Here is a 15,104-nt window from a genome sequence, read left to right as displayed (position 1 = left end):
TGTGAGGTCTCGCACCAACAATTCCGGGCAAAACAAATACCGGAACATCAACATTTCTCTTGACTAGGCGTAGAAAAACAGCACCCCGCATACACGGAATGCTGTTTCATAGTGCTGATGATTAGTCGAGGATCTCAGAAACGACCCCGGCACCAACAGTACGGCCACCTTCACGAACGGTGAACTTGGTACCCTTTTCAAGGGCAACAGGCGCGATCATGTCGACTTCGAAGGTAACGTTGTCGCCAGGCATAACCATTTCAACGCCATCAGGCAGTTCGATCACACCAGTAACATCAGTGGTGTGGAAGTAGAACTGAGGACGGTAGTTGGAGAAGAATGGCGTGTGACGGCCACCTTCTTCTTTTGTCAGGACATAAACTTCAGCCTTGAACTTCTTGTGGGTCTGGATCGAACCTGGCTTAGCCAAAACTTGGCCACGCTCAACCTGATCGCGGTTGATCCCACGAAGCAGAACACCAACGTTGTCGCCGGCTTCGCCAAGATCCAATGTCTTACGGAACATTTCAAGGCCAGTAACAACTGACTTCAGAACATCGTCGTGCAGACCAACGATTTCGACTTCGTCACCGATCTTAACCGTCCCACGGTCGATACGACCGGAAGCAACAGTACCACGACCAGTGATGGTGAAGACGTCTTCAACAGGCATCAAGAAAGGCTTGTCGGTGTCACGAACTGGCGTTGGGATGTATTCGTCAACGGTGTCCATGAGTTCCTGGATAACCTTTTCCTGTTCTGGATCGCCCTGCAGAGCCTTGAGAGCTGAGCCGCGGATGACAGGAATATCGTCACCAGGGAAATCGTATTCGGACAGCAGTTCGCGAACTTCCATCTCGACCAAGTCGATCAGTTCGTCGTCGTCAACAAGGTCTGTCTTGTTGAGGAAGACAACGATGTAGTCAACACCGACCTGACGAGCCAGCAGAATGTGTTCACGAGTCTGTGGCATTGGGCCATCAGTAGCGGCAACGACCAAGATCGCACCATCCATCTGAGCGGCACCAGTGATCATGTTCTTAACGTAGTCAGCATGCCCAGGCGCATCGATATGTGCGTAGTGGCGCTTTTCCGTTTCGTATTCAACGTGGGCGGTGTTGATCGTGATGCCACGTTCCTTTTCCTCAGGCGCAGCATCGATTGATGCGTAGTCCTGTTCCTTGGCCAGGCCTTTAGCAGCCAGGACCTTGGTGATTGCCGCGGTCAGAGTGGTCTTACCGTGGTCAACGTGCCCGATGGTACCAATGTTAACGTGGGGCTTTGTGCGTTCATAGTGTTCTTTTTCAGCCATGAAAAAACGAACCTCCTGTATTTTTTTCGTAAAGACACAGGCGCAAAAGCCCGTAATCCTTTACGTTCTATAGTACTACATTCACGCCGAAATACCAAAAAGATATTTCGACTGGAAATGAATTCCGAAGTTGATTATACCAGAACCCACGGGTTTGTAAACAGCTGGCCGTCAAGTTTTCACCCTTTACACGTGAAAACTGCGTGCTGCTTACTTGGCCATTTCACTCAGCTTAAGGGTCTGCTCGCCCAGCCAGTTGAACAAGGCGGTTTCCTCAGCGGTCACACCCGCGCCTTCTTTATTGAGGTAACTCGCGGCAAAATGCTTGGGATCCGTCACGGCCTGGTCAATGAACGGATACAGGTAGCCGAGCTCGAACCGCAACGTCTCGACCGTCGCGCGCATCAGCTCGGGGTCGGTCAGCCCAATCTGGAGCTGCACCTGGTTGAGCACGGCCAGCAGCGTCTTGTCATTCATGACGCCCGGCAGCTTGCTCGGCACGACTGCGCCTTCAGTTTGGTAGCCCAGCACCTTGACCGGCTCATCGGCTCCCACCGCCGTCAGCGCGTCCAGCAGGCTGACGCGAATTGCCGGGTGGACGTCCGGGTCGGTCAGGTTCGGCATGGCCGCGGCGATCATGCTGGCTTTCGGCAGCCGGCCAAGGTCTGAAATCATGGTCTCCTGCGTGTGGGCATCAAACCCGCCGAGGTGGCGCAGCTTTTTGGCCAGCTGGTCGATTTCATCCCCGTGCACAGCCATGTCCGCCTGCTCCGCGTCCGCGACGCGCTTGGTCAGGTCCGGTTGCTTTCGTCCGTCAACATGGTGCAAAACGGCCCAGGCGAAGCGGTAATCCGGCAGCGCCAGCAGCACGTCAAACAGCACGTTGGTCGTGCTGTCGCCGCTGAGAAAATCCTCCATGTACTGGCTGACGTACGGCAGCGCCAGGCTGGGCTGCTTCAGCCCGACATAGGACTTGACCAGCGGCCGGGCAACCTCGAACACCGGGGTCTCCTTGTAGGCTTTTTCCAGGTGGGCCACCGCGCTAGCGTAATTCTTCTTTTGCAGCGCCGAAACACCCAGAGTCAGGTGGCGACTGGCGTTGTTGGGCAACGGGACAATTTTGGCCATGTATGCTCTCTCCTTTTCGCTTCTTATCTCATAATAACAGTCCTCACGCCGCCTGGACAGAATCAGCCCACGAAAAAAGCCGCACCGGCTGGGGTACGACTTTTCGTGAAAAATTACTGGCGCTTGGCGCTGTTTTGGTTGACTTCCATGATGACCGGCAGGATCACCGGACGCCGTTTGGTGTGATCAAACAGGAAGCGGGACAGGTCGTCGCGCACGGACTGCTTCAGCGTGCTCCAGTCGAAGGACTTGTTGTCCAACTGCTTTTGCACCGACTTCTCGACGACGCCGCTTGACTCGTTGAGCAGGTCCTTGGAGGTCTTGACGTAGACGAAGCCTTTGCTTTGGATCTTCGGCTTGGACACGATCTTCTTCTTCTTGCGGTCGATGGTGACCACTGCGATGAAGATCCCGTCCTCGGCCAGCATCTTGCGGTCGCGCAGGACGATGTTGCCGATGTCGCCGACGCCAATGCCATCGATCATGGTGTTGCCGGCGTCCACGTGGCCGGAGATGTGCAGCTTGCCCTTGTCGTAGGAGATGATGTCCCCGACGTTTGGCATCAGGATGTGATCAGCCGGAATACCGGCGTCCGCCGCAATTTCGCGGTGAGCCTCAAGCTGGCGGAACTCGCCTTCGACCGGAATCACGAACTTCGGCCGCAGCAGGTTGATCATCAGCTGCAGGTCGTCCTTGTTCGCGTGACCGGAGGCGTGCAGGTCATCGGAAATGGCCTTGACCTCGCCGCCAGCGCGGTAGATCATGTCGCGGGTCTTGGCCGCCATGGTTTCCATGGAATGGCTGACCGTAGTCGTGATGTAGACCAGGTCGCCTTCGTGAATGTGAACCAGGCGGTGCTTGTTGTTGGCCATGCGCTGCAGGGACTTCAACGGCTCGCCCATGCGGCCGGTTTCCAGAACAACCGTCTCCTCAGGCTTGAGGTCCTTCAGTTCCTTAGTGGAAGCCAAAATGTCGTCGTTTGGCAGCACCAGCGCGTTCAGGCGCATCGCGGTTTTGACTACGCGCTCGACTTCGCGGCCGGTCAAGACGACGCGGCGGTTCGTCTGAGCAGCGGCGTTCAGCACCTGCTGGATGCGCTGGATGTTGTTGGCCACGCCGGCCACAATGATCCGCCCGTCTTGATAATGGAAGGTTTCCTCAATGTGATCGTAGATTTCGTTCTCACTGGCGTGCGGGTACGGGGACTCCGCGTTGTTGGAGTCGGACATCAGCGCCAGCACGTTGTGGTCGCCGATTTTGGCCAGGCGCGACAAGTCGGTGCGGTACATCTTGGGTGCGCCTTGGTCGAACTTGAAGTCGCCGGTGTAAACGATCGAGCCGTTCGGGGTCTGAACCACAACGCCCAGACTGCCCGGAATGCTGTGGGTCGTCGGGAAGAAGGACACCTTGACCTTGCCGAAGTCGATGACCGACTTTTCGGTGATCACGTGGAAATCCTTGAACTTCTTGGCTTTCGGGTTGGCCGTCAGGGTCAGCTTGGCCAGCGCCACCGTCAGTGCGGAGCCGAAGACCGGCACCGGATGCTCGCCGATGAAGTACGGCAAGGCGCCGATGGCATCGGCGTGGCCGTGAGTCAGGAAGATGCCGGCAATTTTGTCTGCATTCTCTTCCAGATAGGTCAGATCGGGGATCACAACATCGATCCCCAGCAGCTCGTTGTCCGGATATTTCAGGCCAAAGTCGACAACGAAAATTTGATCGTCCACTTCGATCGCGTACATGTTTTTGCCGTTCTCACGCACACCACCGAGGGCGACCACTTTGATTTTACTCATAGGTACACCTCGTAGATTGTATTAGGTTTTTCCGCCACCCTAAGGTGACAACGAATTATTCCTTGTTCCAGTGTACCACAGCAGCCCAGGAAAGCCTATCGCGGCTGAGATATGGTGACGACCTCCCTATTGTCGGCGCGAAAAGTTATCAGATTGTTTTCCTTCTTGCTGATTATATTGCTAAATAGCCGGACCTACATTGTACATACCACTTTTTTAGCAGATTAAGGGCATCTGCATTTAAAGACTGAACACTTATGATAACGGCCGGTCACGCTCAGCAAGAAAGCGTTCTCTAAAGTCTTTCTGGCTGGTGTATACTCAAAACATACATATTAAAATTCGCGATAAAAACATGGGCTTAGAATAGATGACAAAAAAGGTGGAAAACAGAATGGATAAGCAAGAAGATTACAAAAATATCATCAACGATACCCTCAGCCAAGTCAAAGATGAGTTCAAAAAGCTTAAGAAAATCAACATCGTAATTGCCGGTAAGACCGGCGTCGGAAAGTCTACCCTTATCAATGCAGCCTTCGGGCAAGAATTAGCCTAAACTGGCGTAGGTGCACCTGTGACTGAAAAGATAAGACTGATTGAAGCCCAGGACTTCCCTGTTCGTATCTATGACACTGTCGGGTTTGAGATGAATGCCTTAGCCCAGTGGCGATCAGTTTCTAGCATCAAAAAGTTAATCAAGAGCAAGCAAAAAACCACCACTATTGAAGATGATATTCATTGCCTTTGGTACTGCGTCAATGCCAGTGGCTCTCGAATTGAAGGCCAAGAGCTTAAATACATCAACCAGTTCGTTGACCTAAACATTCCTGTGATTTTGGTTCTGACCAAAGCATATTCACCGAAAGACGCCGATGAGTTAGGCTTCCGTGCAGTGGAAAAGATACCTGCCCTTAAAACGGTTAATGTCTTAGCTGAAGGCACAACAACACAACCGGCCTATGGGGTTCAAGAGTTAGTTGAACTAACAGCCGAGTTATTACCAGACTCACTGCAGCAATCATTTGCAAGTGCTCAGAAAGCATCTCTTGAATTAAAACACAAGAAAGCATCTGCTGTTGTTAATGCAACGGTCGCAACGACTTTTGGGACCGGGTTCGTGCCAATCCCGGTAGCCGACGCACCAATCATGATGGCAGCACAAAGCACGATGCTATCAAAAATCACCGCAATCTATGGGGTAGATCCTAAATCAAATCAAATTGAAACTGCTATTGCCGGCGCTTTAGGCGTTCTTGCAGCCGTTTCTGCCGGTAAAACTGCCGTTACTTCCGTATTCAAAGCCTACGTCGGGATTGGTACGCTAGTCGGTGGATTAATTTCCGGTAGCGTCGGAGGCGCGCTAACAGCCGCGCTTGGCCACGCATATATGCAATTAATGGCACTTGTTGTCACTGGAAAAGTGGATCTAAGCTCACTGTCCTCTAGTGAATTAACAGATATGTTAACATCCCTAATCAAAAACGCTACAGACCAAAAAATTAAGCCTTGATCTTACAGCCAACTATTCGAAAGAAATCAATAAAGAGCCAACGGAAAACTTGCACCCATTCCGTTGGCTTTTTGGTTAAAGGAACACTTCACAGGCAGACAGACAATAAAATCTATTGGTCAACGAGATCAACAAGTTAAATGGTACGCCAGCAACAGCAAGACTTTGAGCACCAAAACTAACCAAGAAGAGCATCTTGTAACGCTGAAACCGTTGCGTACATATCGGCATGCATCGCTCCGAGCTGTGCCGGTTGGGCACTGGGCGCCCACGCAGCCGAGTAGCAATGAATCCCCGCTGCTTGCGCCGCCTGAATGTCGGTGACTGCATCCCCGACGTAGGCCAGCTCTGATGGCGCTAAATTTTGCGCCGCCAGCAGCCGCTTCAGGTTCGCTGTTTTGACGTCGTGCGCCGGTGAGCCGACCAGAATCGGCTCAAAGTAGCCGGTCAGGCCAAGCATGGTCAACGAGATGTCGCACGACCGCTGCCCCTTCCCGGTGATCAGTGTCAGGCCGACACCATGGGCCCTCAGGTCATCCAGCAGTGAGCGGACGCCGGGAAAAGGCTGCTGTAAATTTTCATGAGCCCTTTGATACGCTTGATAAAACACGGCCGAGGCGGTTGCGAGCGGCACCTCTGGCAGCAATTCCTGAAGCATCCCCTGCTCGTTTTTGCCAAACGTGGCGAGAATCTCTTGATCGTGGATCGTGCGGCCGGTAAAGTGCTGGACGGTCTGGCGAAACGCTGGCAGAATCACCGGAAAAGTGTCGGCCAGCGTGCCATCAAGGTCAAAGCTGATCATGCGCCTCATTTATCCGCCTCCAGGGTCCGTATCACGCGGCACGGGTTACCCACCGCCACAGTGTGGTCAGGCACATCCTTGGTGACAATACTGCCCGCCCCGATGACGCAGCCTTCACCGATCGTCACGCCGGGCAGCACGATCACGCCGCCACCTAACCAGCAGCCGCGCTTGATGTGCACTGGCAGAGCCCGGGTCAGGACAAAGTGCTGGGAATGGTCCGCTTCCCAGGCCGGATTCAGTCGGTCGGTCTGACCCACCGGATGCGTCCCGGTATAAATTTGAACATTCGGGGCAATCATGGTTTCGTCATCGATGGTGATGCTGGCGGAGTCCATCAACGAGCACCCCATGTTGATCGACACTTTGTTGCCCAGGTGAATGTTGCGTGCATAGTCACACAGAAAAGGCGTCCCCACGGTGGTGTACTCGCCAACACTGCCCAAATACTGCTCAAGCAGCGTCCGCCGCTGACCCGCCTGATCGTAGGCCAAGTTGTTGTATTGCGCCAAAAATTGACTAGCGGTCTGCTTGAAGCCCTTCAGCTCTGGGTCATGCGCGTCAAACAGTTCCCCAGCCTGTAATTTTTCTAAATTTGATTTCATGATTGCCTCCCTGATCGTCTGTTCACTGTCATTATTCAACAGCGCCGGCGTCCAAACAAGCCAATTTACCTAAATAAAAACCACCCTGCGGCAGCAGAGTGGTTGAATAGTCGATATTAACGACGCAGGCCGAGGCTTTGGATCAAGTCGCGGTAACGTGTGATGTCCTTGTTGCGCAGGTAGCGAAGCAAGTTACGGCGTTGGCCGATCTTCTTCATTTCACCAACGTATGAGTGATAGTCCTTCTTGTGAATGGACATGTGGTTCGTCAAGTTGTTGATGTCGGCGGTCAAAAGCGCGATCTGGACCTCTGGTGAACCAGTGTCGCCCTCTTTACGTCCGTACTTCTTGATGATTTCTTCTTTTTGTTCTTTCGTTACAGCCATGGAATATTTCCACCCTTCTTATAAATTGCCTGAGACTGAGCGAAGCGCGGTGAGCCGCTGGGCTAAGTGTCAGGTTCTTGGAACGGGTATTACTTTACGCTATTGACGCGCACATTGCAACTGCGGCTTACCGCGGTGTCTGGTTGCGCAGAAACGCGTGGATCGCGTCCCGCAGCCCCGTGTACCCATTATACAGAGCGAGCCCCACAATCACCAGGTATGCCAAGCCGTAAACGACCGACGAGCGGCTCTTGAACTCCGGAATCGCAGTCACGAAAAAGGCGCCTGCGCCGACAAACCAAATCGCGTTGACGCATGCTGACCGTAATAACTGTTTTTCCGTGACCGGTGAATCCAGCGACGGATGATGTTTCGTCATTAAGAACCAGCCTTTCTGTCCTCAGCTATCAAGCATTTTCCCTTTACAACTTTTTATTGCAATGAGGCTGGGCCTTCGGTATAATGCTATCTGTTGAAACAAAAGTGACGCACTACAAAACTCAGCCCGGAGGTGAAATTCATGCCACAAATCAAACAAGCAATCAAGCGGGTCAAGACCCAAGAAGCTTCTCGTCAACTGAATATCGGTCAAAAGAACGATATGCGCACGACCGTTAAGAAGTTCCGCGAAGCCGCAGCTGCCGGCGCTGACAACGCGCAGGACCTGTACAAGGACGCAGCACGCGCCTTGGATATGGCTGCCACCAAGCACCTGATCCACAAGAACAAGGCTGGCCGCGACAAGAGTCGTCTTCACGCCCTGCTTAAGAAGTAACATGATTGCCTGCCGCGCGCAGGCTTTTTTTGTATACTGCGGGGTGCGACTAACCACCCCCGCGCCGCCCACCGCAGCCCAATGACATGCCGCAAGTCTGGACCTTGCGGCTTTTTCGTCTACTACCTCGCCGCTTTCGCCGCCGTCCTCACCCGGTCTAACCACCCGGCTAACCCGCCGATGACGACCGCAACCATGTAAGGCCAGTCGTCTCCGTTCAGCCGTCCGGCGCGAAACAAGCCGAAGACCAACGCATTGCTATACGCCAAAGACTGCGATGAACAGGCCATATAACGGGAGCAAGGCGACCCCGCGCCACCAAATCTGGCGGTCGGTCAGGGCTTTTTGCGGGCGCTGGTGCAGGCCATCGAGCTCAAAAATCTCATCCACCACGAGCCATGCTGCCTCAAGCCCCAGAAAATTGACGTCGGGCAGCCACGAGACCCGCACCGCGATCATCACCAGCGCAACCGCCAACTCCAGCGGCAGCAGCACCAGCGCTGTCCCTGCCAGCACTCGCATCACAATTGCCGCGTCCATTGATCGTACGAGGCGCGAATGCGCCACACCCAAATCACGGTGCGATCCAACCACGTTTTACGCATCAGGCTCTCCTTTTGGCCCTATTTAAAGACCGCGTCAAAATGGCACGACTCTTCCGACGCCTACCGAGATGAATGCTGAACCCCCTGAATCAATGTAACATCTGCTGCGGCGGCTAGCTAGTAGCGAGGCCTAACAAAATTGTCAGATTCATTGCGCCCACCTCGCAGAAGCGCTACACTATTAACCATTCTAGAAAGGATGATTCTGTGCGAGTTGATAATGGTAAATACCCAGAAGGAGAAGACGCAGTGGATCCACAGCGGGTCAAGCGCGTCAAACTGCTGAGCCGCGTGGCAACGATCACCTGCATCTCCATGTACATCTCATACATTCCCGAAATCATCGCCAACTTCTCCGGCCACCCAGTGTCCCCAATTCAGCCACTGGTGGCCATGATCAACGCAACGTTGTGGGTCGGCTACGGCTGGTTCAAGACTTACCGCGACTGGCCGGTGATTATTTCCAATGTGCCAGGAATCCTGTTCGGATTTATCACGGTCCTGACGGTTTACGTGCACTAGGCCGGAAGGGTTGACGCAGGCACCACAAACAATTTGACTCCATTAAAAGACGCCGCATTGCTGCGACGTCTTTTCGTTACTCATTTAACGCGATTTTCTGGCCACTGGTGTACTGCAAAACAAACAACTCAAACGCCAGGTTTTTATCGACCCGTCCGGTTTTCATCGCGGTTTCGGTGTCGACTAGGCCGCTAAAGGCCCGGCGCAGCGTTTTGCCGTCCACGCGGCGGAGCTCCTGCAGCGCCTTTTTAATCCGAAACGGGTGAACTTTCAGGGTCTGCTGAATGTCGCCTTGGCCGTACCCTTTCTTGGCCAAGATCTGCACTTGCAGCAGCAAGCGAAACTGCATCACTAGCAGCGCATTCAGGTGGATCGGTTCCTCTTTTTGCAGCAGGAGGTCGCGGTACAGGCTCAGGGCCTGGGTGGTGTTCTTGCGCACCACGGCGTCGACCAGGTCAAACACGCGGTCCGTCAGCGCCTTGGGCACCAGCTCATCGACCGCCTTGACATCGATGGTCGCCCCTTCCGCCGCGTACAGCTTGAGCTTGGGCAGCTCGTGCACCATCGCCGTGTACTCACCGGCCGTGCGCTGCACCAAGGCATTCAGCGCGTCCGGCGTGATCTGCAGGTGCTGGGCCTTAAGCTCGCGCTGCACCGCGGCCTCGGCGGCGCGCTGATCCAGCGGCGCCACGTTGACGATCTTGGCGGAACGGTTCAGCGCCTTGACCACGTTCTTGCGGGCGTCCAGCTTCTCGTATGGCGCCACGATCACCATCACCGTCGAGGGCGCCGGCTGCTTGAAGTAGGCCTCCAGCCCCTGCACATCGTGCTCGGGCCCGGACTTGGGCTTTTCCCCAGTCAAAAAGTACGGGTCAGAGATCACCACTTCGCGCCAGTCGCCGAAAAACGGCGGCGAGGCGGCATCGTCCAGCGCCACCCCGACCGCGGTTTGCCGCATGTCGTAGGTGGCAAAGTTCATGGTCTGCTGGTCAGCTGGGATCACCGCTTTAAGGGCGGCCAGTGCCTGGTCGACTAGCGCCTGCTCGGTGCCCAACAGCAGCACCAGAGGTGGCAGATCGCCTTTTTTCAACTGTCTGATCAGTTCCTGAACGGTCATGGGCCGCCTTCTTCCGTTAAAAATTGGTGCACACTGTGCGCCGCCGTGCTCGCGTCGACCCACACGGCGCCGCCTGTCGCGGTGTTCAGCCACGGCACGCCGGCCGCTTGCAGCGTCCTCAGCGTTTCCTGGTGCGGATGCCCGTAGCGATTATTCACACCGGCAGAGATCAGCGCGAGCTTTGGCGTGATCTGCTGGATGAATTCTGGCGCAGAGGACGTCTTGGAGCCGTGATGGCCCACCTTTAACATGTCCACATCGAGGACTTGCGGCATCAGCTCTCGCGTCTCGACGCCTTGGTCGGCATCCCCGGTGAACAGCCAATTGCTGTCCCCTATTTTACCATAGAGCACGATCGAGTCCGCGTTTTTCTCCGTGGCGGTCGTGCCCCTGGGCGCTACCACGCGCAGCTTCAGCGGCCCAACCGACAGCGTTTGGCCTGCCAGGACCTGAACGTGCCGCGCGACCTTGCCCTGCTTGGCGGCCACGATGTATGGGTGACCCGCGGCCAGCGGCGTCGTCACCAGCGTCGTCACTGGCATCAATTGGGTGACCACGGCTGCGTCACCCACGTGATCCGCGTCCGCGTGCGTCAACACCAGCGCGTCCAGATGGGTGATCCCGCGCGCCCGCAAATAGTTAACAATTGCGCGCTTGGCCGGCGGATTGGCGGAAAAACCAAAGCCGCGCCCACCGGTGTCAATCAAAATCGCGCCTTCCTTGAACGGCGCTTCAATCAGCAGTGAATCCCCTTGACCGACATCGAACATGGTCACGCGGTACTGCGGATGCACATTGACGACCAGCCAGGCCACGATGACCCAGCCGCCCAGCCACTGCCAGCGGCCAAACGCGAGCCCGACCAGCACCAACACCACCCCAAGTGCTGCCAGACCCACCGGCACCGCCCCGAAAATAATTTCACCGGGCAGCGTAGCCAGCGCGGTCAAGCCTTTTTCCGCCCGGACCAGGATGGTTTCGAGCAGTGCACTGCCGGGCATTCGCGGCCACAAACTGACGATGACCAGCGCCGGCATCAACGCCAGCTCAAACACCGGCATCAGCAGCCAGCTGAACACCGACGCGAGCAGGTGCACTCGAAACGTGTGGAACAGCACCACCGGCGTGCTCACCAGCGCCAGCCGCCAGCTCATCCCCCAGCGACTCGTCTGAATCACCAGCAACACGAAGCACAGCAGATAAGTCAACTGCCCGCCCATGGTGTGCAACACGTACGGCTGCAGCCCCAAGTTCAGCGCGACCGCCGCGGAAAAACAGTCCAGCGGCGTCCACTGCCAGCCGAACCGGTCGTTTAACATGGCGATGATGCGCAGCCACACCGCCCGCATGATTCCGGCAGCCGGCGGGATCAGCACCAAAAGCGTCGGCAACAGCCCCAGCAGGCTCCAATCGACCGCCTCTTTGGGCAGCCGCAGCCGATCGGTCAGCCAGTACAGCGCGCCAATCAAGGCGTACAGGTGGAGCCCGGACACCGAGAACAGGTGAAAAATACCCAGGGTCACAAAGGCGTCTCGCTGCTCGGCAAAATCACTGTCCACCTGACCCAGCAGCAACCCCTTCGCATACGCCTGCGTACGCGTGGCGAGCTGGCGCAGATGGAGCAGCACTTTGGCGCGCAGCACATGCAGCTGCTCGATGATGCCCCGGGCCGGTCGCACCTTCACATCCAGGGTTTGCTGCTCACTTTGCCAGGCCAACTGATTCTGTCGCCAGGCATAAATGGCGTAATCGAACTCGTAGGGATTGCGCGCGCCACTGAGCCGAGTCACGTCGCCGTGCCACGCAACGGTGGCGATACTGGTCATCTGTGTTAACGCCGCGGCCTGCTCCGGTGTCACCTTCGCACTGCCGCTGATTTTGACCCCATTTTCCGCTGTGCCGGTGTAGCGCACCAGCTCGCCAGTCACCTGCCACGCGGTCGGCATCACCGTGACCACGCCGCTGGGCTTGGGCGGCGCCACCGTGAGCTGGGCCGCACGAAAACCCCAGGCCAGCCCGATGGCCAGCGCAAGCGGCAGCCCAAGTTTGGCGATCCGCCCCGCCTTGAAAAACGCCCATAAAATCAGCGGGACGCCGAACCACCAGGGCTGCATGAATAGCAGCATGCCGCCCAACCCGGCCGCAAGCAGAAAAATCCCGCGCCGGTTCATGGCCCGACGGTGACCAGCGGCGCCAGGCGCTCGAAAGTCTTGTCGCCGATGCCGCTGACGTTTTTCAGATCCTCAACGGCCTTAAACCCGCCATTTTGATCGCGGTAGGCGATGATGTCGGCGGCTTTTTTCGGCCCGATGCCGGACAAGGTCTGCAGCTCAGCTTCTGTTGCCGTGTTCAGATTGACCAAGGCGCCGGCGCTGCTGCTGGCGCCAGCCGCGGCCGGGCCACCGGTGGCAGGCATGGCGGCCGCCGGGGTCTCTTCCCCCACTTTTGGAATGTACAAGCTCTCCTGGTCGACAGCGACCTGCGCCAGGTTGACCGTGCTCACATCGGCCTGCGCAACCAGCCCGCCAGCCAGTGCCACCACGTCGACCCAGCGCGTGGTTGGCCCCACCGGATACACCCCAGGCTTGGCCACCGCCCCTTTGATGTGCACGTAGCCTTTTTTCGGCGGCGCACTGCTGGTGGCGGCCGCGCTGCCAGCCACACTGTTGACACTGCTCATACTCGCTACCAACGGCTCGGCTACCGGCGCCTCGTTCGGCTGGCGGCCCTGCCACCAGAAGAACAGACCAACCGCTGCCGCCACCAGCCCCAGGTACCAGTACTCCCGCACCCATTCTTTCACTGTTGCCATTTTGATCACCTCGCAGTTAGATTACGCAAGGCCACCAAAAAACCGCCGCAGCTGACTGCGACGGCACTGGCCAAACTGGCCGCTTACTTATCCCAAATATTGATGCGCTTTTCCGGCGCCAGGTACATCTTGTCGGTCGGCTTCACGTCAAAGGCGCGGTACCAGGCGTCGAAGTTCAGCACGGGCACATTGACCCGCAGCTGGGCTGGCGCATGCACATCGGTCGTGGCGCGGTTCTGCGCCATGGCCGGGCGCATTTTGGTCGCCCAGGACTTGGTGTAGGCCTTGAAGAACGTCTGCAGGTCTTCCTGCGACGCATCCTTGCCCAGCACGGCCAACGCAACCGCCATTCCCGCGTTATCGGCAATGTTTTCCGACACGGTCAGGCGGCCGTTGATCTTGGCGCCGTAAGAATCACGGCCATCAAACTGCTCCGCGACCGCATCGACGATCTTGCTGAAGGCGGCCTTGTCTGCCGGCTGCCACCAGTTGTTCATCGAGCCCTTTTCATCGTACTCGGCGCCGTTGTTGTCAAACGAGTGCGAGATCTCGTGGCCGATGGTCGCCCCGGTGCCGCCAAGGTTCGCGGCTCGCGACCAGTCGATGCTGTAAAATGGCGGCTGCAAAATGCCCGCCGGGAACGTGATGTCGTTCTTGGACGGATCGTAGCAGGCATTGACCAGGTAACCCGGCATCGCCCATTCGCTGCGATCGACCGGTTGCCCGACCTGGCCGAAGCGGAAGGCTTGGACCTGGCTGGTCAGCTTGGCGACGGCCTCCACTAGGTTATCACTGTCGTCAAAATGCAGCTGCAGCGCAAGTTTCGGTTCTTCGTCCGGATAACCCATCTTGATTTTCATGGTCTTCAGCTTGCGGATCGCCTTTTCGCGGGTCTCGGCACTGAGCCAGGTGTTGTGGGTGAGCTGGACCTGATACTGGGCAATCAGCTCCTTGACCATAGCCGTGATGTTGGCCTTCGCCTTTTCACCAAAATATTTACGGCCGTAGTACAGCCCCACCGAATCGGCAAAGAACGCGTTCGTCAGCTGGAAGGCGGCCTTGACCCATTCCGTGGCTGCCTCTTGACCGGTCAAGAAGCGCTGGTACGCGCCGGCCTGGGTGCGTAGGTCATCGCTGAGCAGGTCCGCGTCATTGAGCAGTTCGTTGATGATGGCGCGGTGCTGCCATTGCTGGTAATTGTCTCCTGAAATCAAGGTGTTCATCTGCGCAAACACATCCGGCATCAGGACATTCACCGTTGCCGGCGTCGCAGGCAGCACACTGGCCAAGGCATCGGTCAGACCAATGTTGCTGGTTTCGTGCGCCAGGTCGGCCCAGCTGGTCGGGTGGTCCCAGTTGGTGTCAACCGCCAGGAACTCATTGGTCGGCGTCAGCTTGCCCAGCCGCTGGTCAAAGGCCAGCGCATCGGTGACGTATGCCGCCGCCGTGTCAGCGCTGTAGCCCGCTGCCTGGAGCAGACCTTCAACCATTTTGCGCCAGGCGTCAAACTTCTCCTGGTTCTCTGGCGTGTCTTTCTCATATTGTGCGGCATCCGGCAAAATTGTGCTGAAGCCGGCCAGGTGCAGCTGGTTGGTGGTCGCGTCGTGCATATCGGCCATGACCATCCAGTCGTACGGTACTGGATAATCATCTTGAACCTGGATTATTCACCTCGGTATTTGGGACATGAAATCGCATCTGGCCGGTCTGAAAGCAACGTTTGGAGCGTTGCGA

Annotated in this window: 16 protein-coding genes; 4 read left to right on the top strand and 12 right to left on the bottom strand. The window is 56.5% G+C overall.

The window, feature by feature from the left end; all coding sequences use genetic code 11:
• Nucleotides 1-121: 121 nt before the first annotated feature.
• The 3 genes from tuf to EKM86_RS11580 all read right to left on the bottom strand — a co-directional run bounded on the left by tuf (nucleotide 122) and on the right by EKM86_RS11580 (nucleotide 4,236).
• Nucleotides 122-1,312 (bottom strand): elongation factor Tu, encoded by a 1,191-nt coding sequence (tuf, locus tag EKM86_RS11590; RefSeq protein WP_125758189.1) that lies wholly within the window; start codon nucleotides 1,310-1,312, stop codon nucleotides 122-124.
• 210 nt (nucleotides 1,313-1,522) lie between these two features.
• Nucleotides 1,523-2,440 carry a tetratricopeptide repeat protein gene (locus EKM86_RS11585; protein ID WP_125758187.1) on the bottom strand — a complete coding sequence of 306 codons (918 nt, stop codon included), beginning with the start codon at nucleotides 2,438-2,440 and terminating at the stop codon, nucleotides 1,523-1,525.
• Between the two features lie 113 nt (nucleotides 2,441-2,553).
• Nucleotides 2,554-4,236 carry a ribonuclease J gene (locus EKM86_RS11580; RefSeq protein WP_125758185.1) on the bottom strand — a complete coding sequence of 561 codons (1,683 nt, stop codon included), beginning with the start codon at nucleotides 4,234-4,236 and terminating at the stop codon, nucleotides 2,554-2,556.
• Nucleotides 4,237-4,630: 394 nt separating this feature from the next.
• On the opposite strand from EKM86_RS11580, the gene EKM86_RS11575 reads away from it, so the two are divergent.
• Together EKM86_RS11575 and EKM86_RS11570 are read left to right on the top strand one after the other, a co-directional pair.
• Complete coding sequence (locus EKM86_RS11575; RefSeq protein WP_164506272.1) at nucleotides 4,631-4,792, top strand: GTPase; 162 nt, start codon at nucleotides 4,631-4,633, stop codon at nucleotides 4,790-4,792.
• An 18-nt stretch (nucleotides 4,793-4,810) separates the two neighbouring features.
• Nucleotides 4,811-5,746, top strand: a complete 936-nt coding sequence (locus tag EKM86_RS11570) for a YcjF family protein (RefSeq protein WP_125758181.1) — start codon at nucleotides 4,811-4,813, stop codon at nucleotides 5,744-5,746.
• A 178-nt stretch (nucleotides 5,747-5,924) separates the two neighbouring features.
• Here the strand turns inward: EKM86_RS11570 and EKM86_RS11565 are convergent, their stop codons facing one another.
• The 4 genes from EKM86_RS11565 to EKM86_RS11550 form a co-directional block, all read right to left on the bottom strand.
• Nucleotides 5,925-6,557, bottom strand: coding sequence for an HAD family hydrolase (locus tag EKM86_RS11565; protein WP_125758179.1), 633 nt, complete (start codon nucleotides 6,555-6,557; stop codon nucleotides 5,925-5,927).
• Entirely contained in the window at nucleotides 6,554-7,153 is a 600-nt protein-coding gene (locus tag EKM86_RS11560; protein WP_125758177.1) for a sugar O-acetyltransferase, read from the bottom strand. The genes EKM86_RS11565 and EKM86_RS11560 overlap by 4 nt, the downstream gene beginning before the upstream one ends.
• Before the next feature lie 116 nt (nucleotides 7,154-7,269).
• Nucleotides 7,270-7,539, bottom strand: coding sequence for a 30S ribosomal protein S15 (rpsO, locus tag EKM86_RS11555; protein ID WP_125758175.1), 270 nt, complete (start codon nucleotides 7,537-7,539; stop codon nucleotides 7,270-7,272).
• A gap of 127 nt (nucleotides 7,540-7,666) precedes the next feature.
• Nucleotides 7,667-7,918: a hypothetical protein gene (locus EKM86_RS11550; RefSeq protein WP_125758173.1), complete on the bottom strand. Its 252-nt coding sequence runs from the start codon at nucleotides 7,916-7,918 to the stop codon at nucleotides 7,667-7,669.
• Between the two features lie 141 nt (nucleotides 7,919-8,059).
• On the opposite strand from EKM86_RS11550, the gene rpsT reads away from it, so the two are divergent.
• Complete coding sequence (rpsT, locus tag EKM86_RS11545) at nucleotides 8,060-8,314, top strand: 30S ribosomal protein S20 (protein ID WP_125758171.1); 255 nt, start codon at nucleotides 8,060-8,062, stop codon at nucleotides 8,312-8,314.
• A 258-nt stretch (nucleotides 8,315-8,572) separates the two neighbouring features.
• Here the strand turns inward: rpsT and EKM86_RS11540 are convergent, their stop codons facing one another.
• Entirely contained in the window at nucleotides 8,573-8,854 is a 282-nt protein-coding gene (locus EKM86_RS11540) for a hypothetical protein (protein ID WP_125758169.1), read from the bottom strand.
• Nucleotides 8,855-9,126: 272 nt separating this feature from the next.
• Between EKM86_RS11540 and EKM86_RS11535 the strand changes: the two genes are divergently transcribed.
• Nucleotides 9,127-9,441 (top strand): SemiSWEET family transporter, encoded by a 315-nt coding sequence (locus EKM86_RS11535; RefSeq protein WP_164506271.1) that lies wholly within the window; start codon nucleotides 9,127-9,129, stop codon nucleotides 9,439-9,441.
• Nucleotides 9,442-9,517: 76 nt separating this feature from the next.
• Here EKM86_RS11535 and holA read toward each other — a convergent pair whose 3' ends face one another.
• The 4 genes from holA to EKM86_RS11515 form a co-directional block, all read right to left on the bottom strand.
• Entirely contained in the window at nucleotides 9,518-10,558 is a 1,041-nt protein-coding gene (gene holA, locus EKM86_RS11530) for a DNA polymerase III subunit delta (protein ID WP_125758167.1), read from the bottom strand.
• Nucleotides 10,555-12,729: a DNA internalization-related competence protein ComEC/Rec2 gene (locus EKM86_RS11525; protein ID WP_125758165.1), complete on the bottom strand. Its 2,175-nt coding sequence runs from the start codon at nucleotides 12,727-12,729 to the stop codon at nucleotides 10,555-10,557. Before EKM86_RS11525 ends, holA begins: the two co-directional genes overlap by 4 nt.
• Nucleotides 12,726-13,370 carry a helix-hairpin-helix domain-containing protein gene (locus tag EKM86_RS11520; RefSeq protein ID WP_125758163.1) on the bottom strand — a complete coding sequence of 215 codons (645 nt, stop codon included), beginning with the start codon at nucleotides 13,368-13,370 and terminating at the stop codon, nucleotides 12,726-12,728. The genes EKM86_RS11525 and EKM86_RS11520 overlap by 4 nt, the downstream gene beginning before the upstream one ends.
• A gap of 83 nt (nucleotides 13,371-13,453) precedes the next feature.
• Nucleotides 13,454-15,034: a M13-type metalloendopeptidase gene (locus tag EKM86_RS11515; RefSeq protein ID WP_404820090.1), complete on the bottom strand. Its 1,581-nt coding sequence runs from the start codon at nucleotides 15,032-15,034 to the stop codon at nucleotides 13,454-13,456.
• Nucleotides 15,035-15,104 lie beyond the last annotated feature (70 nt).

Origin of the sequence: Lacticaseibacillus hegangensis (assembly GCF_003946465.1) — a bacterium.
GTDB lineage: Bacteria > Bacillota > Bacilli > Lactobacillales > Lactobacillaceae > Lacticaseibacillus > Lacticaseibacillus hegangensis.
This window is presented reverse-complemented; position numbering and strand designations above follow the sequence as displayed.